Genomic DNA, 25,765 nt, shown 5'->3' with positions numbered 1-25,765 from the left:
GTGTACGTGACAGACATCACGCCGCCCGCCGCACCTTGTTCAGCACCGCATACGACAGCGACCCGATCACGATTCCCCAGAACGCGGAGCCGAGGCCGAGCCACGTCATCCCCGATGCGGTCGCGAGGAACGTGATCACCGACGCTTCGCGGTGGTTCTCGTCCTCGAAGATCCCGTGCACGTTCGCGCCGATCGCACCGATCAGCGCGAGCCCCGCGAGGATCGCGACGAACGCCTTCGGCAGCGCGAAGAACACCGTGACGATCGTGCCCGCGAAGAGCCCGCCGATCAGGTAGAACGCGCCGTTCGCGAGGCCGGCGATGTAGCGCCGGTCCGGATCCTCGTGCGCGTCCTTTCCGGTGCACAGCGCCGCGGTGATCGCGGCAACGACGATCGTGATTCCGCCAAAGCAGGCGACGACGAGCGACACCACGCTGGTCGCGGTGATGATCGGGCGCGCCGGTGTGTGATAGCCGGACACGCGCAGGATGGTCATCCCCGGCAGGAACTGGCCGGTGAGGCTCACGACGACGAGCGGCAACGCGAGGCTGAGCGTCGTGCCGAGCGTCCATTCGGGCGCGATGAAGATCGGGCGCGCGATGCTCGGCGACACGTTGCCGAGATGTGTCATCCCGAGCAGCGTCGCGAGCGCGGCGCCCGTCAGCAGCACGAGCACGATGCTGTAGCGCGGCAGCAGGCGCCTGAAGATCACGTAGGCCGCGATCATTCCGAAGGCGAGCACGGGCTGATCCGACGCCGCGGAGAACGCATGCATACCGAACGGCAGCAGGATGCCGGCCATCATCCCGCACGCGATGCCACGCGGAATGTGGCGCACGAGCCGGTCGAAATAGCCCGTCACGCCGATCAGCAGGATGATCAGCGCGGCCGTGATGTACGCGCCGACGGCCTGGTTGAGCGTCAGTTGCGGAAACAGGCCGACGAGCAGCGCGGTGCCGGGCGCCGACCACGCGGTGATGATCGGCACCTTCATCTTCCAGCTCGCGAACAGGCCCGATACGCCCGCGCCGATCGAGATCGCCCAGACCCACGACGACACCATTTCATTGGACGCGTGCGCGGCCTGCGACGCCTGGAAGAAGATCGCGAGCGGGCCCGCGTAGGAAATCAGTACAGCGAGAAAGCCCGCGGTGATCGCGGAAACGGACCAGTCGTTGCCGATCGTTCGGATCGTGCCGGGCGGGGAGTTCGGTTGCATCGTCGTCGGGGAATGCGGCGCGCGGCCGCGAGGCAGAGCCGGGGCGAATGATTGTTGGAAGCCCCGGATGAGCCGTCATTCTGGGCATTGCCGGCGCAATTGGCAATTCGCCGGCGAAGAACGATATTGTCGGCATTTCGTAAGGATTGGCGCCAACGTCGGTGGACCGATGGCTCTGCCGGGCGTCACGTACTGATCTGCAGCACCGTGTCGACCACGGCCACCTTCACGCCGCTCCCCGTCGACAGCGATGCCGTGCCTTCGTCGAATGGATGCACGGGCGTATCGGTCGGCGTCCACGCGTGGCGCGCGAGCAACTCGCGGTACCCGCCGCGGATCACGAAGCCGCCGCATTTCTTCAGATACGCGTCGCGTCGCATCCGGTACGCACGCGGCAGGTCGTACCACGGCAGCTTCGGCAGGTCGTGATGAACGAGGTGGTAGTTGTTGTTCAGGTACAGCAGCCGCATCGCGAAGCCGGCCTCGTTGATCGTGATGCGTGCCTTCGGGTGCCGCGCGGCGCGATGCTCGTACAGCGAGCGGATCATCGCGAGCGACAGCGCGGGCCACGTGATGGCCAGCAGGTAGTACCACCACGGCACGCCGATCGCCCATTGCAACCAGGCGAGCAGTACGACCACGCAGGCAACGTGCGTCATCCACATCGGCAGATAGCGGAAGTCGCCGCGCCGGAACGCGGCGACCGAATCGGCGACCGTCGCGATGATGGCGAGCGGCGGCCCGACGACGATTCGTCCGATGAAAGTCTTGCGCGCGACCGTCAGCGCACGGCGCCAGCGCGGCAGTTGCGCCCAGCGTTCGCGCGTCACGTAGTTCGTTTCCGGATCGATGCCCGGCACGGTCAGGTCTTCGTCGCGATGATGGTCGAGGTGCGTGTCGCGATACAGCGTGTACGGATACCAGACCGTCAGCGGCGGATAGCCAAGCAGCTTGTTCACGAACGCGGAACGCGTCGGATGGCCGTGCAGCAGCTCGTGCTGCAGCGACATATGCCACGCGCCGAGCAGGATCAGCGGCGGCGTCGCGGCCGCGAGCGACAGGTGCCCGTCGCGCACGAGCAGCAGCACGGCAAGCCAGCCGCCGTAGATGACGGCGACCAGCAGCCAGGTCGGCCACTCGGTGCGGGCGGTGAAGCGGGCGTCGAGTGCGGCAATGGCGCGCGCGTGATCGACGTCGAAGTATTCGGCCATGGTGTTGACGCGGGATGGATCGGGCAGTGCGGGGAACGAGCGGTAGAACCGGGGCGCTCGGCCCGGGTGCGCAGGTGTCTCGCGGATCACGGTCGGCCTGCCCGGCATCGCGCACGATGGCGGCGCCGGCAGGCCTTCGAACGGTACCCGGCGGGCGCGGCACGGCCAACCAATCGATTCGTATTTGCTTATCGACGTGCGGCCGATAAGCATCGGGACCGCCGCCGGTGCGTAGAATGCCCGCATGAACCCATCGATCGCAGTACTGCCGATGTACAACGTGACGCCGCGCCACGCCGCTCTGTGGCGCGCGCTGTTGCGCGATGCGCTCGATGCGTTCGTGAAGGCAGGTGGCCCGGCCGGCGTCGCGCTGCCCGACGCGCCGTTCGACGACCTGCATGCGCTGTGGCGGCGCGACGATCTGCTGCTGTCGCAGACCTGCGGCTACCCGTACCGGATGCTCGGTTTGCGCGACGCCGTGCGTTTGATCGCAACGCCCGCTTTTGACGCGGACGGTTGCGACGGGGCGCGCTACAGCAGCGTGCTGGTCGTGTCGGCCCGCGTGCATGCGGGCGGCGCGACGACGCTCGCCGCCTGTCGCGGGCTGCGGGCCGCATTCAACGGCGAGGATTCACACAGCGGGATGAACGCATTCCGGCACGCGGTCGCGCCGCATGCGCATGACGGGCGTTTCTTCGGATCGGTCACGCCGTTCGGCTCGCACGTGAACGTGCTGCGTGCGCTGGCGTCCGGCGATGCCGATTGTGCGTCGATCGACTGCGTGACGTTTGCTTATATCCGCGACGCGTTGCCCGATCTGCTGAAGGACATCAGGATCATCGGTGCGACGGCTTGCGCGCCGGGATTGCCGTTCATCGCATCGCGCGCGCTGCCGGAAACACAGGTCGGCGCGTTGCGGGACGCGCTCGATCGAGCAGTGGCCGCCGACGCGGAACGAGCGCGCGTGCTGAGGCTGAAGGGATTCGAACGGCTGCTACCGGCCGACTACGACACGATCGCACGGTTCGCGCAGGGCGCGGCCGCGTGCGGCTATCCCGAGCTGGCCTGAGCGCCGTGAAGCGCTAGAACGGCAGCGTGCCGGGCGGGGCGTTGCGCACCACCGCGAGCGTCGTGCCGATATGGTCCTCGAGCGCGAGTGCCGCGCGGGCATCCGCGCGCCGCATTGCGGCGTCGAACAGGCACGTGTGTTCCGCATGCACGTCGCGCTTCGAATCGCCGAGCCCGATGCACACGCGCCGGTACCGTTCGCTTTGCTGCGACAGCATCCGCAGGATCAGGTAGGTCCAGGGCGTCGCGGCGGCGGAGATCAGCGCTTCGTGAAAGCGCCGGTTGCAGGCTTCCCACGCGGTCCGGTGCGCGATCGACACCGGTTGCTCCCATGCAGACAGCATCTCGAAGCTGTGGCGCACGCGCTGTTCCCATGCATCATCGCCGCGTCGCACGGATTCGCGCAATGCATCGACCTCGATGTGGATGCGCAGCCGCGTGATCGCTTCGAGATCGTCGACCGACATCGGCGTCACGCGAAAGCCGCGCTGCCCTTCGGCGACGACCAGCGCATCGCTGACGAGCCGCGTGAGCGCCTCGCGCAGCGTGCCGGCACCGACGCCGTACACGTTCTTCAGATGCTCGACGCGCAGCTTCGCGCCGGGCGGGTAGTGGCCTTCGATGATGTGCTGGCGCAGCTGATGGTAGGCATGCTCGCTGAGCGTGCGTGCATGCGGCTCGACGCTATCGTCGGTTGCTGACGTGTCGTCGGGCGGCGTGTCGGCGAAAGGGTGCACGGGCAGGATGGTGTTCATGTTACGCGTCCTCCTGATCCTGTTTGCGGTTGAGGCGATAGCTGAGCTGCGCGCGCGTCAGGCCGAGCAGGCGTGCGGCAGCCGACAGGTTGCCGTTCGCGCGGTCGACGGCTTCATGCAGCAGCGCGCGTTCGAGGCCGTCGAGCCCGCCGCCGCCCTGCAGCTGGTCGAGGAGCGTCGTGCAGTCGATCGACAGTGCGGCCGCCGGCCGGATCTGCCCCGCACGGTCGACCGTCGCGCCGCCGGGCAGCCCGACGCCGGGGAACAGGTCCTTCGCGTCGACCGGCCGGTTGGGGCGCGACAGGATCACCGCGCGTTCGATCAGGTTCTCGAGCTCGCGCACGTTGCCGGGCCACCGGTAGCCGCGCAGCGCGTCATACGCATAGTCGGTCAGCGTGGGCGCCGGCTTGCCGTGCAGCGACGCGAAGCGTTCCAGCATCGCGTCGGCGAGCAGCGCGATGTCGTCCTGCCGGTCGCGCAGCGGCGGAATCAGTACGGGGTAGACGTTGATCCGGTAGTAGAGATCCGCGCGAAAGGTGCCGTCGCGCACGGCCTGTTCGAGGTCGCGGTTGGTCGCCGCGACGACACGCACGTCGACCTTCCTGCCTTCCGTCGCGCCGAGCCGCTCGACTTCGCCCTCCTGAAGCACGCGCAGCAGCTTGGCCTGCACGTCGAGCGGCAGTTCGCCGATTTCGTCCAGGAACAGCGTGCCGCCGTTCGCACGCTCGAAGCGCCCGGCGCGGGCGGCCTGCGAGCCCGTGAACGCGCCTTTCTCCGCGCCGAACAGTTCCGATTCGATCAGCGCGTGCGGAATCGCCGCGCAGTTGATCGCGACGAACGGCTTCGCGGCGCGCGGGCTGAGGCTGTGCAGTGCGCGGGCGAACCGCTCCTTGCCGACGCCCGTCTCACCGGTGAGCAGCACGGCGACCTTGGTCGGCGCGGCCGTCTCGAGCAGCGCGTACGCGGCGCGAAACGCATCGGAGCGCCCGACAAGCCGCGTCCGGCTGTCGTCGGGCGCGATCTCGAGGCGCAGCGATTCGACCTCGGTCTGCAGGTCGCGGATCGTATTGATCAGCGAATCGGCCTTGAACCATGATGAAATTTCCTCTGCATCGGGCCATTCGTCGGCCGGCTTGCCGACGATCGTGCAGTGCGGATCGTGCATGCCGACACAGGACGTTTCCTTGAACAGGATGGTCCGGCCGATGAACGCGCTCGTATAGCCGGTTGCATAGCCGATCAGCATCCAGCACACGGGCTCGGGCTGCGGGCCGAACGTGCGGCGGTGCACGTCGGCTTCCCATGAGTGCTCCCACCGGTACTCGCAATAGAACGCACCGGTCGCAGGATCCGCTTCGAAACGCAGCGGCGTGACCTGCACCGCCCCTTCGAGCATGTGCAACTGCGGGCCGACATGAAACATGTCGAATAGCGACGCGCCGCTGCGGATCTCGCGCGCGAGCGCGGCGTCCCGTTCGCCGGCGGCGAAGCCGACGCGGGTAAAGAATCGCCGCGTCTGCGCCGGCCCGACGCTTTCCATCAGCTCCTGGCGCAGCGTCGCCAGTGCACCGGCATGCAGCAGCACCATCCGCTGGCCGGCGAGCCAGATGCGGCCGTCGCTTGCCGAAAAATGGATCAGCTTGCGCAGGTCGGTGTCCGGCGGCAAGGGGGGCAGGCTGGGCCGTGTCATGTCTCCTCCGTCGAGATTTCTCGTGATTTTCGAAATTTCCACAATCGGCGCCCCGGGGTGCATGACGGTTTGATCATTTGATCAAATGCGCGAAACCGGATTGATCAAATGATGAAGAGGTCCGTCTGATCTGGGCTTTGGCGCGATTGTTCGGGCGCGGATTGCATTCTGGTTAACCGCCATTGTGGATCGCGAATTCGAACTTTGCGTCAGGGCTTTCCCTGAATTATCGAGATTTTTTGCCAAACCGGTCGTGCGTGGCACGGATGCTGCATTGAAGGACGGCATGGAGGCGACACCGAACATGAATCCACCCGACACCGATCTTTCCCCGCTCGACCCGGGCTGCAAGTGCGTCCGCGTGACCGGCACGAACTCACGCGGCTTCGTCGAATTCGAGCTGTCGATCGGCGGTGCGCCGGAGCTGTGCGTCGAGCTGACGTTGCCTCCTGCCGCCTTCGACGCGTTTTGCCGCGAACAGCAGGTCACGCGGCTGGACGTCGAAGCGAACCCATGACCTTGAGGAGCAAGAAGTGACCATCGAGCTGAAGACAGTCGACATCAAGCCGCTCCGGCACACCTTTGCGCACGTCGCGCAGCACATCGGCGGCGACAAGACGGCGACGCGCTACCAGGAAGGCATGATGGGCGCGCAGCCCCAGGCGAACTTCCATTACCGGCCGACGTGGGACCCCGATCACGAAATCTTCGACGCGTCGCGCTCGGCAATCCGGATGGCGAGCTGGTATGCGCTGAAGGATCCGCGCCAGTTCTACTACGCGTCGTGGGCGACCGCGCGGGCGCGCCAGCAGGACACGATGGAAGCGAACTTCGAGTTCGTCGAATCGCGCCGGATGATCGGCCTGATGCGTGACGACGTCGCCGCGCACGCACTCGACGTGCTGGTGCCGCTGCGTCACGCGGCGTGGGGCGCGAACATGAACAACGCGCAGGTCTGCGCGCTCGGCTACGGCACCGCGTTCACCGCGCCCGCGATGTTCCATGCGATGGACAACCTTGGCGTCGCGCAGTACCTCACGCGTCTCGCGCTTGCGATGGCCGAGCCCGACGTGCTCGACACGGCCAAGGCGGCATGGCTGACCGGCGCCGCGTGGCAGCCGCTGCGCCGCTACGTCGAGGACACGCTGGTCGTCGCCGATCCGGTCGAACTGTTCGTCGCGCAGAACCTCGCGCTCGACGGGCTGCTTTATCCGCTCATATACGACCGCTTCGTCGACGAACGGATCGCGCTCGCGGGCGGCTCGGCCGTCGCGATGCTGACCGCGTTCATGCCCGAATGGCACACGGAATCGACCCGCTGGATCGACGCGGTCGTGAAGACGATGGCGGCCGAATCGGACGACAACCGCGCACTGCTTGCGCGCTGGACGCGCGACTGGTCCGCACGGGCCGATGCGGCGCTCGCGCCGGTGGCGGCGCTGGCGTTGCGGGACGACGGCCGTGCGGCGCTAGACGAAGTGCGCGAGCTGTTCCAGGCACGCATCGCGAAGCTCGGCATCGGGTTCTGACGACGGGCGTCAATCAATCAAACAGGGAAACCAGCATGTCCAACGTATTCATCGCCTTCCAGGCCAATGAGGAGTCCAGACCGATCGTCGAGGCGATCGTCGCGGACAACCCGCTCGCGACGGTGGTCGAGTCGCCCGGCATGGTCAAGATCGATTCGCCCGACCGGCTGACGATCCGCCGCGAAACGATCGAGGAACTGACCGGCACGCGCTTCGACCTGCAGCAACTGCAGGTGAACCTGATCACGCTGTCCGGCCACATCGACGAGGACGACGACCAGTTCACGCTGAGCTGGTCGCACTGAACGCCGCGCACCTCACACCGACAACACCGGAGACACGAATGGATACGCCTACGCTCAAGAAAAAGCTCGGCCTGAAGGACCGCTACGCGGCGATGACGCGCGGCCTCGGCTGGGAAACGACCTACCAGCCGATGGACAAGGTCTTCCCGTATGACCGCTACGAGGGCATCAAGATCCACGACTGGGACAAGTGGGTCGACCCGTTTCGCCTGACGATGGACGCGTACTGGAAATACCAGGGCGAGAAGGAAAAGAAGCTGTACGCGGTGATCGACGCGTTCACGCAGAACAACGCGTTCCTCGGCGTGACGGACGCGCGCTACATCAACGCGCTGAAGCTGTTCATCCAGGGCGTGACGCCGCTCGAATACCTCGCGCACCGCGGCTTCGCACACGTCGGCCGGCATTTCACCGGCGAGGGCGCGCGCATCGCGTGCCAGATGCAGTCGATCGACGAGCTGCGGCACTACCAGACCGAAACGCACGCGATGTCGACGTACAACAAGTTCTTCAACGGCTTCCATCACTCGAACCACTGGTTCGATCGCGTCTGGTACCTGTCGGTGCCGAAGTCGTTCTTCGAAGATGCGTATTCGTCGGGGCCGTTCGAATTCCTGACCGCCGTGAGCTTCTCGTTCGAATACGTGCTGACGAACCTGCTGTTCGTGCCGTTCATGTCGGGCGCCGCGTACAACGGCGACATGTCGACGGTTACGTTCGGCTTCTCCGCGCAATCGGACGAATCGCGCCACATGACGCTCGGCATCGAGTGCATCAAGTTCCTGCTCGAACAGGATCCCGACAACGTGCCGATCGTGCAGCGCTGGATCGACAAGTGGTTCTGGCGCGGCTACCGGCTGCTGACGCTCGTCGCGATGATGATGGACTACATGCAGCCGAAGCGCGTGATGAGCTGGCGCGAATCGTGGGAGATGTACGCGGAGCAGAACGGCGGCGCGCTGTTCAAGGATCTCGCGCGCTACGGGATCCGCGAGCCGAAGGGCTGGCAGGACGCATGCGAAGGCAAGGACCACATCAGCCACCAGGCGTGGTCGACGTTCTACGGCTTCAACGCGGCGTCCGCATTCCATACGTGGGTGCCGGGCGAGGACGAGATGGCATGGCTGTCCGCGAAGTATCCGGAATCGTTCGACCGCTACTACCGCCCGCGCTTCGATTACTGGGGCGAGCAGGCGAAGGCCGGCAACCGCTTCTACATGAAGACGCTGCCGATGCTGTGCCAGACCTGCCAGATCCCGATGCTGTTCACCGAGCGCGGCAACCCGACGAAGATCGGCGCGCGCGAATCGGACTACCTCGGCAACAAGTTCCATTTCTGCAGCGACCACTGCAAGGAAATCTTCGATCACGAGCCGCAGAAGTACGTGCAGGCGTGGTTGCCGGTGCATCAGATCCACCAGGGCAACTGTTTCCCGCCCGACGCGGATCCGACCGCGGAAGGCTTCGATCCGCTTGCCGCCGTACTCGATTACTACGCGGTGGGCATGGGCCGCGACAACCTCGATTTCGACGGCTCGGAAGACCAGAAGAACTTCGCGGCATGGCGTGGCCAGGCCACGAGCAACTGATCAATCCGCAACCTTGAACGAGACCGGCGCACGCGCGAAGGCGCGAACGCCGGCCGACAGGAGACAAGCATGGCCGTCATCGCGCTCAAACCCTATGACTTCCCGATCAAGGACGCGGTCGGGAAGTTTCCGGCACCGCTGCTCTACGTGTGCTGGGAAGACCACCTGATGTTCCCGGCGCCGTTCTGCCTGCCGCTGCCGCCCGACCTGCCGTTCGGCGCGCTCGCGCGCGACGTGCTGCCGCCCGTCTACGGCTACCACCCGGACTTCGCGAAGATCGACTGGGATCGCGTCGAGTGGTTTCGCTCCGGCGAGCCGTGGGCGCCGGATGCAGCGAAGAGCCTCGCCGGCAACGGCCTCGGGCACAAGGACCTGATCAGCTTCCGCACGCCGGGCCTCGACGGCCTCGGCGGCGCGAGCTTCTGACCGCCACGCGGATGAGCGAACCATCATGAGCCACCAACTTACCATCGAGCCGCTGGGCGTCACGATCGAGGTCGAGGAGGGACAGACGATGCTCGACGCAGCGCTGCGCCAGGGCATCTACATTCCGCACGCATGCTGTCACGGCCTGTGCGGCACCTGCAAGGTCGCGGTGCTCGACGGCGACACCGATCTCGGCGACGCGAACCCGTTCGCGCTGATGGACTTCGAGCGAGAGGAAGGCAAGGCGCTCGCGTGCTGCGCGACGCTGCAGGCCGACACCGTGATCGAGGCCGACGTCGACGAGGAACCCGACGCGGAGATCATCCCGGTCAAGGACTTCGCGGCCGACGTCACGCGCATCGAGCAGCTCACACCGACCATCAAGTCGATCCGCCTGAAGCTGTCGCAGCCGATCCATTTCCAGGCGGGCCAGTACGTGCAGCTTGAAATCCCCGGGCTCGGGCAGAGCCGCGCGTTCTCGATCGCGAACGCACCGGCCGATGTGGCCGCCACCGGCGAGATCGAGCTGAACGTGCGGCAGGTGCCGGGCGGCCTGGGCACCGGCTACCTGCACGAGCAGCTGGCGACCGGCGAGCGCGTGCGGCTGTCGGGTCCGTACGGCCGCTTCTTCGTGCGCCGCTCGGCCGCGTTGCCGATGATCTTCATGGCCGGCGGCTCCGGGCTGTCGAGCCCGCGCTCGATGATCGCCGACCTGCTCGCGAGCGGCGTCACCACGCCAATCACGCTGGTCTACGGTCAGCGCAACGCGAAGGAGCTCTATTACCACGACGAATTCCGCGCGCTGGCCGAACGTCACCCGAATTTCACGTACGTGCCGGCGCTGTCGGAAGGCGCATCGGACGCGGGTAACGGCGTCGCGAGCGGCTTCGTGCACGACGTCGCGAAGGCGCATTTCGACGGCGATTTTTCCGGACATCAAGCCTACCTGTGCGGACCGCCCGCGATGATCGACGCGTGCATCACCGCGCTGATGCAGGGGCGCCTGTTCGAGCGCGACATCTATCACGAGAAGTTCATTTCGGCGGCCGACGCGCAACAGACGCGCAGCCCGCTGTTCCGGCGGGTGTGACATGGATGCGGGCCGCGTGTGCGCGACGGTGACGATCGCGCAGACCGACGAGCGCTACGCGTGCGGCGCCGGCGAATCGTTGCTGGCCGGCATGGCGAAGCTCGGCCGGCGCGGCATCCCGGTCGGCTGCCTGAACGGCGGGTGCGGCGTGTGCAAGGTGCGCGTGCTGCGCGGCGCGGTGCGCAAGCTCGGACCGGTCAGCCGCGCGCACGTGAGCGCCGAGGAGGAAGGCGACGGCTACGCGCTCGCGTGCCGCGTGACGGCCGACGGCGACGTCGAACTGGAAGTGGCCGGCCGGCTGAAGAAGCCGTTTTTCTGCGGCTCGGCCTGTGCCGGGATGCGGGAACTCAACAAGTAACCAAGGAGGAGACTCACCATGGGTGTGATGCGTATTGGTCATGTCAATCTGAAGGTGATGGACATGGAAGCGGCGCTGCGTCATTACATACGCGTGCTCGGCATGCAGGAGACGATGCGCGACGCGGCTGGCAACGTCTACCTGAAATGCTGGGACGAATGGGACCGCTATTCGCTGATCCTGTCGCCGTCCGACCAGGCCGGGCTCAAGCATGCGGCCTACAAGGTCGAGCACGATGCCGACCTGGACACGCTGCAGCAGCGTATCGACGCGTACGGGATCAAGACCGAGATGCTGCCGGAAGGCGCGCTGCCGGCCGTGGGCCGCCAGCTGCGGTTCCTGCTGCCGAGCGGGCATGAACTGCGCCTGTTCGCGCAGAAGGAGCAGGTCGGCACGGCCGTCGGTTCGCTGAATCCAGATCCATGGCCCGACGACATTCCGGGGTCGGCCGTGCACTGGCTCGACCATTGCCTGCTGATGTGCGAGTTGAATCCCGAGACTGGCGTGAACCGTGTCGAGGAGAACACGCGCTTCATGGCCGAGTGCCTCGACTTCCATCTGGCCGAGCAGGTGATGGTCGGCCCGGGCAACACGATTCGCGCCGCGACGTGGATGTTCCGCAGCTCGACGCCGCACGACATCGCGTTCGTCGGCGGCCCGCGCAACGGCCTGCATCACATCGCGTTCTTCCTCGACGACTGGGCCGACGTGCTGAAGTCGGCCGACGTGATGGCGAAGAACAAGGTGAAGATCGACGTCGCGCCGACGCGGCACGGCATCACGCGCGGCACGACCATCTACTTCTTCGATCCGAGCGGCAACCGCAACGAAACCTTCGCGGGGCTCGGCTATCTCGCGCAACCCGATCGCCCGGTCACGACCTGGACCGAGGACGAACTTGGGCGCGGGATCTTCTTCCACTCCGGCGAGCTGAACGAAGCGTTCACGACCGTCTACACCTGACCCGCGAAGGAGCACTGCGTCATGGCACGGAATGATTCGACCCGCAGCGTCGAGATGCGCACGATCGACTGGCCGGCCGCCGCGCGCGCCGCGCACGCGGCAGCAGAAGCGGCCGAACGGCTCGGCGTGTGCGTGAACGTCGCGGTCGTCGATGCGGTGGGGTTGCTTGCGGCCTTCGTGCGGATGCCCGGCGCGCCGCTGCATTCGATCGACATCGCGATCGACAAGGCGTACACGGCCGCGAGCTTCGGCGTGCCGACCGGTGCCTGGCACGACGCGCTGGCCACGCATTCGGACGCGGTGCGGCAGGGGCTCGTATTGCGCGCACGCTTCGTCGCGTTCGGCGGCGGCCTGCCGATCGTCGACGACGGCACGCGGATCGGCGGCATCGGCGTGTCGGGCGGCAGCGAGGCGCAGGACGAGCAGTGCGCGCACGCGGGCCTCGCCGCCACCGGCTTCGGCGCGCGATGACGCACGGCACGCGAACGCGCGAAACGAACCAACCGGATCACGGATTCAAGACACTCGGCAGACACATCATGTACGACACCGAACCCATCGCCGCGACACGCGGCCCCGCCGGCGGGCAGCCGGACGTGCGGCTCGTCCGCAATTTCATCGACGGCAGCTATCGCGCCGGAGAACGCTGGTTCGACAAGCGCTCGCCGCTCGACGACGCGGTGATCGCGCGCGTGGCCGAAGCGAGCCGCGCCGACGTCGACGCGGCCGTCCACGCGGCGCGCTCGGCGCTGTCGGGGCCGTGGGGCGGCCTCACGGTCGCACAGCGCGTCGAGATCCTGTACGCGGTGGCCGATGGCATCACGCGCCGCTTCGACGATTTTCTCGAAGCCGAAGTGGCCGACACCGGCAAGCCGGTGAGCCTCGCGAGCCATATCGACATCCCGCGCGGCGCGGCGAACTTCAAGGTATTCGCGGACATCGTGAAGAACGTGCCAGGCGAAAGCTTCGAAATGGCGACGCCGGACGGCGCGGGCGCGCTCAACTACGCGATTCGCCGCCCGGTCGGTGTGGTCGGCGTGATCTGCCCGTGGAACCTGCCGCTGCTGCTGATGACGTGGAAGGTCGGGCCGGCACTCGCGTGCGGCAACACGGTGGTCGTGAAGCCGTCGGAGGAAACGCCGCAGACGGCTGCGCTGCTCGGCGAAGTGATGAACGCGGCGGGCGTGCCGCGCGGCGTCTACAACGTTGTGCACGGCTTCGGGCCCGACTCGGCCGGCGAATTCCTGACGACCCATCCCGGCGTGAATGCGATTACGTTCACCGGCGAGACGCGCACCGGCGCGGCGATCATGAAGGCGGCCGCCGACGGCGCGCGGCCCGTCAGCCTCGAGATGGGCGGCAAGAATGCGGCGATCGTGTTCGCCGATTGCGACTTCGATGCGGCCGTCGAGGGCACGTTGCGCTCGTGCTTCGCGAATGCCGGGCAGGTGTGTCTCGGCACCGAGCGCGTGTACGTCGAGCGCCCGCTGTTCGAGCGTTTCGTCGCCGCGCTGAAGGCCGGCGCCGAAGCGCTGCGGCCGGGCCGCCCGGAAGCGGACACGACCGGCATCGGCCCGCTGATCAGCCAGGAACACCGCGACAAGGTGCTGTCGTACTACCGCAAGGCGACCGAACTCGGCGCGACGGTCGTGACGGGCGGCGGCGTGCCCGACCTGCCGGACGATCTGCGCGGCGGCGCATGGGTGCAGCCGACGATCTGGATCGGTCTCGGCGACGATTCGCCGATCGCGCGCGAAGAAATCTTCGGCCCGTGCACGCTCGTGATGCCGTTCGACTCCGAAGCCGAGGTGATCGGTCGCGCGAACGCGAACGTGTACGGGCTGTCGACCGCCATCTGGACGACCAACCTGGCCCGCGCGCATCGCGTCGCCGCGTCGATCGACGTCGGCATCGCGTGGGTCAACTCGTGGTTCCTGCGCGACCTGCGCACCGCGTTCGGCGGCGCGAAGCAATCGGGTATCGGCCGCGAAGGCGGCGTGCATTCGCTCGAGTTCTACACGGAACTCCGCAACGTCTGCATCAAGCTTTGATCCCCTGTTACCGACCGGAAAACGCTTATGGACTCCACATTGATTACCACGCTGGGCGATCGTCTGTACGACGCGATGGTGTCGCGCGCGCCCGTCGCGCCGTTGACGTCCCAGCACGAGGACCTGTCGGTCGACGACGCGTACCGGATCCAGCAGCGCTTCGTGCAGCGCCGCCTGGACGCCGGCGAGACCGTCATCGGCAAGAAGATCGGCGTCACGTCGAAAGCCGTGATGGACATGCTCGGCGTGTACCAGCCCGATTTCGGCTACCTGCTGTCGGGCATGGTGGTTGGCGATGGCGCGTGCATCGCGCTCGACACGCTGATCCAGCCGAAGGCCGAAGGCGAGATCGCGTTCGTGCTGAAGCGCGACCTGCTCGGCCCTGGCGTGACGAACGCGATGGTGCTGGCCGCGACCGAATGCGTGATGCCGTGCTTCGAGATCGTCGATTCGCGCATTCGCGACTGGAAGATCCGCATCGGCGACACGGTGGCCGACAACGCGTCGTGCGGCGTGTTCGTGCTCGGCGACCAGGCGGTCAGCACGCGCCGCGTCGATCTCTCGACCTGCGGGATGGTGCTCGAGAAGAACGGCGACGTGATCGGCACCGGCGCCGGCGCGGCCGCGCTCGGCTCGCCGGTGAACGCCGTCGCGTGGCTCGCCAATACGCTCGGCCGCCTCGGCATTCCGCTGAAGGCCGGCGAGGTGATCCTGTCCGGCGCGCTGGCCGCGATGGCGCCGGCCGGGCCCGGCGACAACTTTCGCGTGTCGATCGGCGGGATCGGCGCGTGTTCGGTGCGGTTCGCGTGAGCGGCGCCGTTCCCATTCAATCGCAAACGAGGACATCCCCATGACCCGAAAGATCCGTTGCGCGCTGATCGGCCCCGGCAACATCGGCACCGACCTGCTCGCCAAACTCATGCGCAGCCCCGTGCTCGAACCCGTCTGGATGGTCGGCATCGATCCCGATTCCGACGGCCTGAAGCGTGCGCGCGAACTCGGGCTGAAGACGACCGCGGAAGGCGTCGACGGCCTGCTGCCGCACGTGCAGGCCGACGGCGTGCAGATCGCCTTCGACGCGACGAGCGCCTACGTGCACGCGGAGAACAGCCGCAAGCTCAACGCGCTCGGCGTGCTGATGATCGACCTGACGCCGGCCGCGATCGGCCCGTACTGCGTGCCGCCCGTGAACCTGAAGGATCACATCGGCTCCGGCGAGATGAACGTGAACATGGTCACGTGCGGCGGCCAGGCGACGATCCCGATGGTGCGCGCGGTGTCCCGCGTGCAGCCTGTCGCGTACGGCGAGATCGTCGCGACCGTGTCGTCGCGCTCGGTCGGCCCCGGCACGCGCAAGAACATCGACGAGTTCACGCGCACGACGGCGGCGGCGGTCGCGCAGGTCGGCGGCGCGCAGGCCGGCAAGGCGATCATCGTGATCAATCCGGCCGACCCGCCGCTGATCATGCGCGACACCGTGCATTGCCTGACGGAAAGCGCGCCCGACGAAGCGCGCATCGTCGAATCGGTGCACGCGATGATCGCCGACGTGCAGCGCTACGTGCCCGGCTACCGGCTCGTCAACGGGCCGGTGTTCGACGGCAACCGCGTGTCGATCTACCTCGAGGTCGAAGGCCTCGGCGACTACCTGCCGAAATACGCGGGCAACCTCGACATCATGACGGCCGCCGCCGCGCGTACCGCCGAGATGTTTGCCGAGGAACTGCTGGCCGGCCGCCTCGCGCTCCAGCCGGCCGCGCAGGCAGCCTGACGCGCGCTTCTCCCATGACCGGACGAACAAGGAAACGGCAATGAACCTCAAAGGCAAGCGAATCACCGTCCACGACATGACGCTGCGTGACGGCATGCACCCGAAGCGACACCAGATGACGCTCGACCAGATGCGCGCGGTCGCGACCGGGCTCGATGCGGCCGGCGTGCCGCTGATCGAAGTCACGCACGGCGACGGGCTCGGCGGCTCGTCGGTCAACTACGGCTTCCCCGCACACACCGACGCCGAATACCTCGCTGCGGTGATCCCGCTGCTGAAGCGCGCGAAGGTGTCGGCGCTGCTGCTGCCGGGCATCGGCACCGTCGATCATCTGAAGGAGGCGCATGCGCTCGGCGTGCAGACGATCCGCGTCGCGACGCACTGCACCGAGGCCGATGTGTCGGAGCAGCACATCGCGATGGCGCGCAAGCTCGGCATGGATACCGTCGGCTTCCTGATGATGAGCCACATGAACAGCCCTGAGGGGCTCGTGAAGCAGGCGAAGCTGATGGAGTCGTACGGCGCGAACTGCATCTACATCACCGATTCGGCCGGCTACATGCTGCCCGACGACGTGAGGGCGCGCCTCGCCGCGGTGCGCGATGCGCTGCAGCCGGATACCGAACTCGGCTTTCACGGCCACCACAACCTCGCGATGGGCGTCGCGAACTCGATCGCGGCGATCGAGGCCGGCGCGAACCGGATCGACGGCGCGGCGGCCGGCCTCGGCGCCGGCGCGGGCAACACGCCGCTCGAAGTGTTCGTCGCCGTGTGCGAGCGGATGGGCATCGAGACTGGCGTCGACGTGTGGAAGATCCAGGACGTCGCAGAGGATCTCGTCGTGCCGATGATGGATTTCCCGATCCGCGTCGATCGCGATGCGCTGACGCTCGGCTACGCCGGCGTGTACGGGTCGTTCCTGCTGTTCGCGAAGCGCGCGGGCGACAAGTACGGGATCCCGGCGCGCGACATCCTCGTCGAGCTGGGCCGGCGCGGGATGGTCGGCGGCCAGGAAGACATGATCGAGGACACTGCGTTGACGCTCGCGAAGGCGCGCGCGGCGCAGGCAAAGCGGGAGGCTGCATGAACCTGACCACCGACCTCGTCGAATCGCTCGCCGCGCATCTCGACGACTGCATGCGCGAAGCGCACGACACGCCGAAGATTACCGACCGCCATCCGGAGATGGACTGGGACGACGCGTACGCGGTCCAGGACGCGATTCGCCGCCGGCAGCTCGCGCGCGGCGCGCGGATCGTCGGCTACAAGGCTGGCCTGACGTCGCACGCGAAGATGCGCCAGATGGGCGTCGATACGCCCGTGTTCGGGTTCCTCACGGATCTCTACGACCTGCCCGACGGCGGCGAGTGCGATACGTCCGCGCTGATCCACCCGAAGGTGGAGCCCGAGATCGCGTTCGTGACGAAGGCCGAGCTGAAAGGCCCCGGTTGCCATATCGGCGCGGTGCTCGCCGCGACGGATTTCGTCTTCGCCGGCATCGAGGTGATCGACAGCCGCTACCGCGACTTCAAGTTCGACCTGAAGAGCGTGGTGGCCGACAACACGTCGGCCGCGCGCTTCGTCGCGGGTGGCCGCCCGCTGACGGTGGACGGCGTCGATCTGCGCACGCTCGGCATCGTGCTCGAGAAGAACGGGCTGCCGGTCGCGTTCGGTGCGGGCGCGGCCGTGCTCGGGCATCCGGCCGCCGCGGTCGCGATGCTCGCGAACCATCTCGGCGCGCGCGGCGAATCGATTCCGGCGGGCAGCCTGATCCTGTCGGGCGGCATCACCGAGGCGGTAGCCGTCGCGGCCGGCGACAGCGTGACGCTGCGTGTGCAGGACGTCGGGTCGGTCGGCCTGCGTTTCATCTGACGGGGAGGCCGATCGTGCCGGTTGCTCATCTGTACATCCTGGAAGGCCGCAGCGACGACAAGAAGGAACGTCTGATCGCCGAGGTTACCGAAGCCATCCATCGCTCGCTCGACGCACCGGTCGAATCGGTGCGCGTGATCATCACCGAGATGCCGAAAGCGCATTTCGGGATCGGCGGGCAGAGCGCGAAGCAGCGCGGACGCTAAGGCGCCGCGTCTACATGAATCGACTGGGGGAGCGTCATGTCATCCAATCCTGAAATCGGCCGCCGGATCGTTGCCGGCGGCATCGACACGAACTATCACGACACCGGTGACGGCCCGCCCGTGCTGCTGATCCATGGCTCGGGGCCCGGTGTCACGGCCTATGCGAACTGGCGGCTCACGATGCCCGCGCTTGCGCAGCAGTTCCGCGTGATCGCGCCGGACATGGCCGGCTTCGGTGAAACCGAACGCCTGGCCGGGTACCGCTATTCGATGGAGCACTGGGTCGACCACGCGCTGGGCTTGCTCGATGCGCTCGACGTCGAGCGCGCGCACGTGGTCGGCAATTCGTTCGGCGGCGCGCTCGCGCTGGCACTCGCGATCCGTGCGCCGGAGCGGGTCGGCAAGCTCGTGCTGATGGGCGCCGCCGGCACGCGCTTCGCACTGACCGAAGGGCTCGACGCGGTGTGGGGCTATACGCCGTCAATCGCGAACATGCGCGCGCTGCTGGACATCTTCGCGTTCGATCGCACGCTTGTGAACGACGAACTCGCGAAGCTGCGCTACGACGCCAGCGTGCGGCCCGGCTACCAGGAGGCGTTCGCAGACATGTTTCCCGCGCCACGCCAGCGCTGGGTCGATGCGCTCGCGAGCGACGAGACGAAGCTGCGCGCGCTGATGCACGACACGCTGATCGTGCACGGCCGCGAGGACCGAGTGATTCCGCTCGAGAGTTCGCTGACGCTGACGGAATGGCTGCCGAACGCGCAGCTGCACGTGTTCGGCCGCTGCGGGCACTGGACGCAGATCGAGCATGCGGCGCGTTTCAACCGGCTCGTGATCGACCACTTCAACGAGTAACACATCGGCAGGGCTGGAAACGCAGATAACCACAAGAAATCAAATCAGTAGAACGAAGATTGGAGACATCGATGAAACGAAAGGCTGCATTCGGACTGATCTCGCTCGCGGCGTGCGCGGGCATGGCGCTGAGCACCGGCGCCCGCGCGACGGAGGGCGGCGGCGACACGATCGGCGAGGGCGCGGAAGCGTTCTTCGCCGGCGCGCTGCCGCCGGCCGGGCTGTACGCGTTGCTGTACTACACGCACTACCATGCGTCGCGCTTCAACGATTCGCATGGCAATGGCTCGGTGCCGGGCTTCAAGCTCGATGCGGACGTGCTGATTCCGCGCGTGGTCTGGATGTCGAACCTGTCGGTGCTCGGCGGGCGCTTCGGTGCGTATGCGGTGCTGCCGATGCAGCATCTGGCGCTCGACGCGGGCGGCGCGTCGTTCGACCGTACCAACCTCGGCGACCTGATCGTCAGCCCCGCGCTGATCGCATGGGGTTCGGGCGCGTTGCGCACCGTTGCGGCGGTCGAGTTCGTGTTCCCGACCGGGCAGTACGACGCGCAATCTGCGCTGAACACCGGCAAGAACTACTACACCGCGCGGCCGGTATTCGGCGTGACCTGGCTGCCGAACGACAAGGTCGAGGTATCCGCGAAGATCACGTACAGCTTCAACTCGCCGAACAACGACACGCATTACCACTCGGGGAACCTGTTTCACTTCGACTACTCGGCGAGCTATGCGGTGACACCGAAAGTGCGGGTCGGGCTGTCGGGCTATTTCGTCAAGCAGACCACCGACGACATGCAGAACGGCCAGCCTGTCGCGGGCGACGGGTTTCGCGGGCAGGCGTTCGCGATCGGGCCGGGGTTTCGCTATCAGTTCAGCAAGATCAGCGTGGAAGCGCGCGTCGTGAAGGAGTTTTTCGTCCGCAACCGGCCGGCCGGCGAGGCCGTGTGGGCGAAGGCCGTCATTCCGTTCTGACCTGCCGGCGTGGCGCCGGCCATCGGTCGTGCGCGTGACGCTGCCATCGCGGAGCGTCATGCGATTTTTCATCGTGCGTTACCGTGCCTGCGTGGCGAGGCGCGGGAACAGCGGCAGCGCGTTCGCATGGTTGAGTGCGGCATGCCGGTCGGCGCTCAGCGCCGCATACGCATCCTGCGCGCGGGTGAACGACGTGCTGACCGACGGCGGCGCGTACGGAAAGTCGCTGCCGTACAGCACGCGATCGGGGTGCGCGAACGCGGTGAGGCTCGGCAACGCCGACGGCGACGACAGCGCGGTATCGAAGTAGAACGAGCGCAGCAGGTCGAGCAGCCCGTCGCGATCCGGCACGTCGTTGCGCACGCCCGGCGCGAGTTCGGCGAAGCGGTACGCGGCGTACGGCAGGAAACCGCCGGCATGCGACAGGATGATGCGCACGTTCGGGTAGCGCGTCATCACGCCGTTGAGCACGAGCTGCAGCGCCGTGCGCGTCGTGTCGAACGGGTAGTCGAGCAGCGGGCCGGGCATGCCGGGCAGCACGTCGATCGCGGGTTTGGCCGGGTGGATGAACACCACGGCGTGACGGCGATCGAGTTCCGCCCAGACGGCTTCGAAGGCCGAATCGCCGAGATACGTGCCGCCATAGTTGCTGAGCAGCACGACGCCGTCGGCTTTCAGCGTGTCGAACGCGTGGTCGATTTCGGCGAGCGTGCCGTCGACGTCGGGCAGCGGCAGCGTCGCGAAGTTGCCGAAGCGGGTCGGCCATTTCGCGACGAGGCTGGCGACGTATTCGTTCACCTGGCGCGCCATGTCACGCTTGGCCTGGCCGTTCCAGCCCTGTACACCTGGCGCGGTCAACGACAGCACGCCGGTCTGGATCTCCAGCGAATCCATGAACGCGATGGCGCTTTCCGGGCTCCAGTTGGGGCTGCCCCAGCCGGACGGGTCGCCGCCGTGGGCGGGCAGCGCGTCGGCCCAGAACGGCGGGACGACATGCTGGTGAACATCGATGCGGTTGCGGTCGGACATGATGCGGCTCCTGTGAAAGTGCGCTGCGGTGCAACGTCTGATCGTCAGGATGCGCGCGCTTGATTTTTCAATCCAATAGATTAAATTTCGAGATTGATCGTTTTGAGTGATTAATCGACCCCATGGATCTTCGTCATTTGCGCTACTTTCTCGCGGTTGCCGAGGAAGGGCATTTCGGTCGCGCGGCGGAGCGACTGCATATCGTGCAGCCCGCGTTGAGCCAGCAGATCCGCGCACTCGAGGAGGAACTGGGCACGCCGCTGTTCGAGCGCAGCACGCGCAAGGTCGCGCTGACGGATGCCGGCCGGCTGCTGGTGATCGAGGCGCAGCGCACGCTCGAGCAGGCCGTGCGCGCGAAGACGCTGGTCCAGCGCGCGGCGCGCGGCGAGACGGGCATCGTGCGGATCGGTTTCGTCGGGAATGCGGTCGCGACGGGGCGGCTGTCCCATGATCTGACCGAGTTTCATGCGACCTGGCCGGGCGTGGTGCTCGACCTGCACGAAATGGCGCCGGCCGCGCAGCAGGACGCGATTCTCGCGGGCCGGCTCGACATCGGCTATTGCCCGGCGTTCGGCGTGGCCTTCGACGCGAAACTGGCCGTGCGGACGGTCGGCAGCTGGTCATGGGAAGTCGTGATGAGCGATCGGCATCCGTTCGCGAAGCGGCGCTCGGTGAGCGTTGCCGCGCTCGCGGACGAACCGTTCATCCTGTATGCGGCCGACGGCGACGACGAAGGGCAACTGGCGATCCTGCGCCAGGTGCTCGGGCGCGAGCCGCGCATCGCGCACCAGGTGAGCAGCACGCTGTCGGTGCTGGCGCTGACGGGTGCGGGCCTGGGCGTGTCGATCGTGCCGGCGCCGCTCAGCCGGATCGCGGCGCCGAACGTCGTGTACCGGAAACTGGCTGGCGATACGCCGCGATCGGAACTCGTCGCGCTTAGCCGGATCGGCGCGGAATGGGGGGCGGTACAGCAGTACCTGGCGATGCTGGGCGAGCGCGCCGCATAGGCGTGGCGGCGCGCGCGGGGCTTACTCCTCGTCCATCAACCGGACCTTGACCCGCTTGCCCTTGATCTTCCCTGCATTGAGCTTGCGCAGCGCGTCGTGCGCGACGCCGCGCTCGATCGCGACATAGGTCGAGAACTCGGTCACGTTGATCTTGCCGATCTGCTTGCCGTCGAACCCGGCGTCGCCGGTCAGCGCGCCGAGCACGTCGCCCGGGCGGATCTTGTCCTTGCGCCCGCCGAGGATCTGCAGCGTTTCCATCGGCGGCAGCAGCGTGTCGTTGCCGGCCGGCGTCAGCTCGGCGAGCGGATGCCATTCGACTTCGCGCTTCTGCGCCTGTTCGATCCCGCCGACGCGGCCCATCTCGTCCATGCTCGCGAGGCTCAGCGCCCAGCCGTCCTGGTCCGCGCGTCCGGTGCGGCCGATGCGGTGCACGTGTACTTCGGGGTCGGGCGTCACGTCGACGTTGATCACGGCTTCGAGCTGCGCGATGTCGAGCCCGCGCGCGGCGACGTCGGTCGCCACCAGCACCGAGCAGCTGCGGTTCGCGAACTGGATCAATACCTGGTCGCGTTCGCGCTGGTCGAGCTCGCCGTGCAGCGCGAGCGCGTGGAAGCCCTGCGCATGCAGCACGTCGAGCAGGTCGCGGCACTGCTGCTTCGTGTTGCAGAACGCGATCGTGCTCACCGGCCGGAAGTGGTTCAGCAACTGGCCGACCGCGTGCAGCCGCTCGTTCTCGGTCACTTCATAGAAGCGCTGGCGGATCTTGCTGTCGTCATGGCGCTCCTGGAGCTTGATTTCCTTCGGGTTGCGCAGGAACTGCTGGCTCAGCTTCGCGATGCCGTCCGGATAGGTCGCGGAGAACAGCAGCGTCTGGCGCGTCGTCGGGCACATCCGCGCGACCTTCGCGATGTCGTCGAAGAAGCCCATGTCGAGCATCCGGTCGGCTTCGTCGAGCACCAGCGTGCTCAGCGCGTCGAGCTTCAGGTTGCCGCGGTCGAGGTGATCCATGATGCGGCCCGGCGTGCCGACGACGATGTGCGCGCCGTGTTCGAGGCTCTGCGCCTGCGGGCGCATCGGCGTGCCGCCGCACAGCGTCAGCACCTTCACGTTCTCCTCGGCGCGCGCGAGGCGGCGCACTTCCTGCGCGACCTGGTCGGCAAGCTCGCGCGTCGGGCACAGGATCATCGCCTGCACGTCGAAGCTGCGCGTGTCGAGGCGCGCCAGCAGCGCGAGCGAGAACGCGGCGGTCTTGCCGCTGCCCGTCTTAGCCTGCGCGATCAGGTCCTGGCCGGCCAGCGCGATCGGCAGGCTCGCGGCCTGGATCGGCGTCATGTCGACATAGCCGAGCTGCGCGAGGTTCGCGAGCGCGGCGGGCGTCAGCGGCAGCGCGCTGAAGGGCGTGGCGGTCGGTTGTGTCATTCGAGGTCTCCGAGGTAAGGCTTGCCTTCCAGCTGTTCGTAGGCGACGTTGCCTTCATCGTCCTCGAAGCGCTCGAGGTAGTTGCGCGCGCCGCACAGCGGACAGCGGAACAGCAGCCCCTGGCCTTCGTCCTTGATGACGACGTCGGACGTTTCCCACTGCGTGCCGCAGCTCTGGTTTCGGCAAGTAAACACGGTCTTTCTCCAGCTGAATTCGGTTGATGGCGCGCCCGGGCGGGCGCGGCAACGGCGGGCGGCGCTCGCGCGGCTCGGGCGCGGGCCGCGCCGGCCGTCGCTTGGATGGCGTCGATGCGGATGATGGATCGGGCGGCGACAGGGTCGCGCGTGCCGCAATTCTAGCGGATGCGGGCGAGTGGCACGGCATATCCGACCTGTGCGCACCAAGAAAAACGGCCACCCCGGAGGGCGGCCGTGCCGTGCGGCGCAGTTGCTGCGATGCTTACAGCGCCATGTCGGCCGATGCCTTCGCCGGGCGGGCCGGCGCGTTGCTGGCCGGCTGCGACGGCACGGTGACGTCGATCTTCGGCGGCGGCGACAGTTGCAGCACGTCGCTCGTGTAGGTCCATTCCTCGACGACCTTCGCCGGGCTGTCGTTCAACTTCGTGCCGTAGCTCGGCACGATCTGGCGGATCTTCTGCTGCCACTCGGGCGTCGCGACCTTGTCCTTGAACACCTTCTTCATCAGGTTCAGCATGATCGGCGCGGCCGTCGACGCGCCCGGCGATGCGCCGAGCAGGCCCGCGATGCTGCCGTCCTGCGAGCTGACGATCTCGGTGCCGAGCTTCAGCACGCCGCCCTTGACCGGGTCGCGCTTGATGATCTGCACGCGCTGGCCGGCCTGCCACAGGCGCCAGTCTTCCTTCTTCGCGTTCGGGAAGTATTCCTTCAGCGCGTTGAAGCGATCGTCGTCGGACAGCATCAGCTGGCCGGCGAGGTACTGGACCAGCGGGAATTCGTCGACGCCCACGCGCATCATCGGCGCGACGTTGTGCAGGTTGGTGCTCTTGGCGAGGTCGAAGTACGAACCGTTCTTCAGGAACTTGGTCGAGAACGTCGCGAACGGCCCGAACAGGATGATCTTCTTGCCGTCGATGATCCGCGTGTCGAGGTGCGGCACCGACATCGGCGGCGAGCCGACCGACGCCTTGCCGTACGCCTTCGCGAGGTGCTGCTTCACGACGTCGGGGTTGTCGGTCACGAGGAACGAGCCGCCGACCGGGAACGCGCCGTAGTCCTTCGCTTCGGGGATGCCCGATGCCTGCAGCAGGTGCAGCGCACCGCCGCCCGCGCCGATGAACACGAACTTCGCGTCGACGGATTGCGGCGGTTCATCCGAGTGCAGCTTGACCCACGACACGTGCCACGTGCCGTCGGCATTGCGCGTGATCTCGCGCACTTCGCTCGACAGCGACAGCGTGAAGTTCGGTTGCGTCTTCAGGTAGCCGACGAACTGGCGCGTGATCTCGCCGAAGTTCACGTCGGTGCCGATCGGCGTCCACGTCGCCGCGACCTTCTGGTTGCGGTCGCGGCCTTCCATCATCAGCGGCACCCACTGCTTGATCTGGTCGTAGTCTTCCGAATACTGCATCCCGCGGAACAGCGGGCTCGCCTGCAGCGCTTCATAGCGCTTCTTCAGGAAGCGGACGTTGTCGTCGCCCCATACGAAGCTCATGTGCGGCGTCGAGTTGATGAACGAATGCGGGTTCTTCAGCACGCCTTGCTTGACCTGCCATGCCCAGAACTGGCGCGAGATCTGGAACGACTCGTTGATCTCGATCGCCTTGGAGATGTCGATCTTGCCGTCCGCCTTCTCCGGCGTGTAGTTCAGCTCGGCGAGCGCCGAGTGGCCGGTGCCGGCGTTGTTCCAGCCGTTCGAGCTTTCGAGCGCGACGCCGTCGAGGCGTTCGACCATCGTCATCGACCAGTCGGGCTGGAGTTCGTGCAGCCAGACGCCGAGCGTCGAGCTCATGATGCCGCCGCCCACCAGCAGGACGTCGACCTTTTTCGTATCGGCGGCGTGCGCGGACGATGTCGCGACGAACAGCGCGAGCGCCGACAGTATTACCCGTAACGTTTTGATCACAGCAGATCCCTTTTTCAACTTGGATGCATCGGTTTGCCATGCCGCCCGGCGTGCGTTTCCATTGCGCAGAAACACGGATCCGGAGATCCGGACCGCGAATCCGGAATTCCGGATCGGCGCTGTGCGCCGTTGCATTTGCGCACGCGAAGCCGTTCGGAAGGACACCTTCGGATCGGCCTCCCGCAGGCAGGCAAGCGCCTGCGTCGCGAGGGTGCGCAACGCGCCCGGGCCCTTGTGGCAAGCCTCGGCGGAAAGCGCTTCAGGCTGCGTGG

27 protein-coding genes are annotated in these 25,765 nt (G+C 66.9%); 19 read left to right on the top strand and 8 right to left on the bottom strand.

What is annotated here, in order from left to right; all coding sequences use genetic code 11:
• Positions 1 to 16: 16 nt before the first annotated feature.
• Positions 17 to 1,219, bottom strand: a complete 1,203-nt coding sequence (locus KEC55_RS26265; protein ID WP_282508025.1) for a benzoate/H(+) symporter BenE family transporter — start codon at positions 1,217 to 1,219, stop codon at positions 17 to 19.
• A gap of 185 nt (positions 1,220 to 1,404) precedes the next feature.
• Positions 1,405 to 2,430 (bottom strand): fatty acid desaturase, encoded by a 1,026-nt coding sequence (locus KEC55_RS26260; RefSeq protein ID WP_282508024.1) that lies wholly within the window; start codon positions 2,428 to 2,430, stop codon positions 1,405 to 1,407.
• Positions 2,431 to 2,674: 244 nt separating this feature from the next.
• Here KEC55_RS26260 and KEC55_RS26255 point away from each other — a divergent pair, with 244 nt between their 5' ends.
• Complete coding sequence (locus KEC55_RS26255; protein ID WP_282508023.1) at positions 2,675 to 3,499, top strand: phosphate/phosphite/phosphonate ABC transporter substrate-binding protein; 825 nt, start codon at positions 2,675 to 2,677, stop codon at positions 3,497 to 3,499.
• A gap of 13 nt (positions 3,500 to 3,512) precedes the next feature.
• On the opposite strand, the gene KEC55_RS26250 is transcribed toward KEC55_RS26255, so the two are convergent.
• Together KEC55_RS26250 and KEC55_RS26245 are read right to left on the bottom strand one after the other, a co-directional pair.
• On the bottom strand, positions 3,513 to 4,253 hold the full coding sequence (locus KEC55_RS26250) for a GntR family transcriptional regulator (RefSeq protein WP_282508022.1): 741 nt from the start codon (positions 4,251 to 4,253) through the stop codon (positions 3,513 to 3,515).
• A gap of 1 nt (position 4,254) precedes the next feature.
• Positions 4,255 to 5,943 (bottom strand): sigma-54-dependent Fis family transcriptional regulator, encoded by a 1,689-nt coding sequence (locus KEC55_RS26245; RefSeq protein ID WP_282508021.1) that lies wholly within the window; start codon positions 5,941 to 5,943, stop codon positions 4,255 to 4,257.
• Positions 5,944 to 6,247: 304 nt separating this feature from the next.
• On the opposite strand from KEC55_RS26245, the gene KEC55_RS26240 reads away from it, so the two are divergent.
• The 17 genes from KEC55_RS26240 (at position 6,248) to KEC55_RS26160 (ending at position 19,935) form a co-directional block, all read left to right on the top strand.
• The gene (locus tag KEC55_RS26240; RefSeq protein WP_282508020.1) at positions 6,248 to 6,460 is read left to right on the top strand and encodes a phenol hydroxylase subunit; all 213 of its coding nucleotides are present in this window, start codon (positions 6,248 to 6,250) and stop codon (positions 6,458 to 6,460) included.
• Between the two features lie 16 nt (positions 6,461 to 6,476).
• Positions 6,477 to 7,472, top strand: a complete 996-nt coding sequence (locus tag KEC55_RS26235; protein ID WP_282508019.1) for a phenol hydroxylase — start codon at positions 6,477 to 6,479, stop codon at positions 7,470 to 7,472.
• A gap of 35 nt (positions 7,473 to 7,507) precedes the next feature.
• Complete coding sequence (locus KEC55_RS26230; RefSeq protein WP_059684923.1) at positions 7,508 to 7,777, top strand: MmoB/DmpM family protein; 270 nt, start codon at positions 7,508 to 7,510, stop codon at positions 7,775 to 7,777.
• 38 nt (positions 7,778 to 7,815) lie between these two features.
• The gene (locus KEC55_RS26225; protein WP_282508018.1) at positions 7,816 to 9,366 is read left to right on the top strand and encodes an aromatic/alkene/methane monooxygenase hydroxylase/oxygenase subunit alpha; all 1,551 of its coding nucleotides are present in this window, start codon (positions 7,816 to 7,818) and stop codon (positions 9,364 to 9,366) included.
• 69 nt (positions 9,367 to 9,435) lie between these two features.
• Positions 9,436 to 9,792, top strand: coding sequence for a phenol hydroxylase subunit P4 (locus tag KEC55_RS26220; protein WP_175022691.1), 357 nt, complete (start codon positions 9,436 to 9,438; stop codon positions 9,790 to 9,792).
• A gap of 25 nt (positions 9,793 to 9,817) precedes the next feature.
• A complete protein-coding gene (locus KEC55_RS26215) occupies positions 9,818 to 10,882 on the top strand; it encodes an NADH:ubiquinone reductase (Na(+)-transporting) subunit F (protein WP_282508016.1) in 1,065 nt (354 codons plus the stop codon).
• 1 nt (position 10,883) lies between these two features.
• Positions 10,884 to 11,240: a 2Fe-2S iron-sulfur cluster-binding protein gene (locus tag KEC55_RS26210; protein WP_282508015.1), complete on the top strand. Its 357-nt coding sequence runs from the start codon at positions 10,884 to 10,886 to the stop codon at positions 11,238 to 11,240.
• Positions 11,241 to 11,258: 18 nt separating this feature from the next.
• The gene (locus tag KEC55_RS26205; protein ID WP_282508014.1) at positions 11,259 to 12,203 is read left to right on the top strand and encodes a catechol 2,3-dioxygenase; all 945 of its coding nucleotides are present in this window, start codon (positions 11,259 to 11,261) and stop codon (positions 12,201 to 12,203) included.
• A gap of 21 nt (positions 12,204 to 12,224) precedes the next feature.
• Positions 12,225 to 12,674, top strand: a complete 450-nt coding sequence (locus tag KEC55_RS26200) for a GlcG/HbpS family heme-binding protein (protein WP_282508013.1) — start codon at positions 12,225 to 12,227, stop codon at positions 12,672 to 12,674.
• A 68-nt stretch (positions 12,675 to 12,742) separates the two neighbouring features.
• Entirely contained in the window at positions 12,743 to 14,254 is a 1,512-nt protein-coding gene (locus KEC55_RS26195; RefSeq protein ID WP_282508012.1) for a 2-hydroxymuconic semialdehyde dehydrogenase, read from the top strand.
• 27 nt (positions 14,255 to 14,281) lie between these two features.
• Positions 14,282 to 15,064 carry a 2-oxopent-4-enoate hydratase gene (dmpE, locus tag KEC55_RS26190; protein WP_282508011.1) on the top strand — a complete coding sequence of 261 codons (783 nt, stop codon included), beginning with the start codon at positions 14,282 to 14,284 and terminating at the stop codon, positions 15,062 to 15,064.
• A 40-nt stretch (positions 15,065 to 15,104) separates the two neighbouring features.
• A complete protein-coding gene (locus tag KEC55_RS26185) occupies positions 15,105 to 16,025 on the top strand; it encodes an acetaldehyde dehydrogenase (acetylating) (protein ID WP_282508010.1) in 921 nt (306 codons plus the stop codon).
• A 40-nt stretch (positions 16,026 to 16,065) separates the two neighbouring features.
• Positions 16,066 to 17,112: a 4-hydroxy-2-oxovalerate aldolase gene (gene dmpG, locus KEC55_RS26180; RefSeq protein WP_282508009.1), complete on the top strand. Its 1,047-nt coding sequence runs from the start codon at positions 16,066 to 16,068 to the stop codon at positions 17,110 to 17,112.
• Positions 17,109 to 17,897 (top strand): 2-oxo-3-hexenedioate decarboxylase, encoded by a 789-nt coding sequence (gene dmpH, locus KEC55_RS26175; protein WP_282508008.1) that lies wholly within the window; start codon positions 17,109 to 17,111, stop codon positions 17,895 to 17,897. The genes dmpG and dmpH overlap by 4 nt, the downstream gene beginning before the upstream one ends.
• A 14-nt stretch (positions 17,898 to 17,911) precedes the next feature.
• On the top strand, positions 17,912 to 18,103 hold the full coding sequence (locus tag KEC55_RS26170; RefSeq protein ID WP_059684940.1) for a 2-hydroxymuconate tautomerase: 192 nt from the start codon (positions 17,912 to 17,914) through the stop codon (positions 18,101 to 18,103).
• A 36-nt stretch (positions 18,104 to 18,139) separates the two neighbouring features.
• Entirely contained in the window at positions 18,140 to 18,961 is an 822-nt protein-coding gene (locus KEC55_RS26165) for an alpha/beta fold hydrolase (protein WP_282508007.1), read from the top strand.
• A gap of 71 nt (positions 18,962 to 19,032) precedes the next feature.
• Positions 19,033 to 19,935 (top strand): SphA family protein, encoded by a 903-nt coding sequence (locus tag KEC55_RS26160; protein ID WP_282508006.1) that lies wholly within the window; start codon positions 19,033 to 19,035, stop codon positions 19,933 to 19,935.
• Positions 19,936 to 20,013: 78 nt separating this feature from the next.
• Here KEC55_RS26160 and hndA read toward each other — a convergent pair whose 3' ends face one another.
• A complete protein-coding gene (gene hndA, locus KEC55_RS26155; RefSeq protein ID WP_282508005.1) occupies positions 20,014 to 20,964 on the bottom strand; it encodes a 2-hydroxy-1-naphthoic acid nonoxidative decarboxylase in 951 nt (316 codons plus the stop codon).
• A 122-nt stretch (positions 20,965 to 21,086) separates the two neighbouring features.
• Between hndA and KEC55_RS26150 the strand changes: the two genes are divergently transcribed.
• A complete protein-coding gene (locus KEC55_RS26150; RefSeq protein ID WP_282508004.1) occupies positions 21,087 to 21,971 on the top strand; it encodes a LysR substrate-binding domain-containing protein in 885 nt (294 codons plus the stop codon).
• A gap of 21 nt (positions 21,972 to 21,992) precedes the next feature.
• Here the strand turns inward: KEC55_RS26150 and dbpA are convergent, their stop codons facing one another.
• The 3 genes from dbpA to mqo form a co-directional block, all read right to left on the bottom strand.
• Entirely contained in the window at positions 21,993 to 23,390 is a 1,398-nt protein-coding gene (gene dbpA, locus KEC55_RS26145; RefSeq protein ID WP_176048663.1) for an ATP-dependent RNA helicase DbpA, read from the bottom strand.
• Positions 23,387 to 23,584, bottom strand: a complete 198-nt coding sequence (locus KEC55_RS26140; protein WP_282508003.1) for a hypothetical protein — start codon at positions 23,582 to 23,584, stop codon at positions 23,387 to 23,389. The genes dbpA and KEC55_RS26140 overlap by 4 nt, the downstream gene beginning before the upstream one ends.
• Before the next feature lie 265 nt (positions 23,585 to 23,849).
• Positions 23,850 to 25,493: a malate dehydrogenase (quinone) gene (gene mqo, locus KEC55_RS26135; RefSeq protein WP_432626300.1), complete on the bottom strand. Its 1,644-nt coding sequence runs from the start codon at positions 25,491 to 25,493 to the stop codon at positions 23,850 to 23,852.
• Positions 25,494 to 25,765: the final 272 nt, after the last annotated feature.

The organism is Burkholderia cepacia, assembly GCF_029962485.1.
Classification (GTDB): Bacteria; Pseudomonadota; Gammaproteobacteria; order Burkholderiales; family Burkholderiaceae; genus Burkholderia.
Note: the sequence above shows the minus strand (reverse complement) of the source record. Positions and strands in the feature narration are given on the sequence as shown.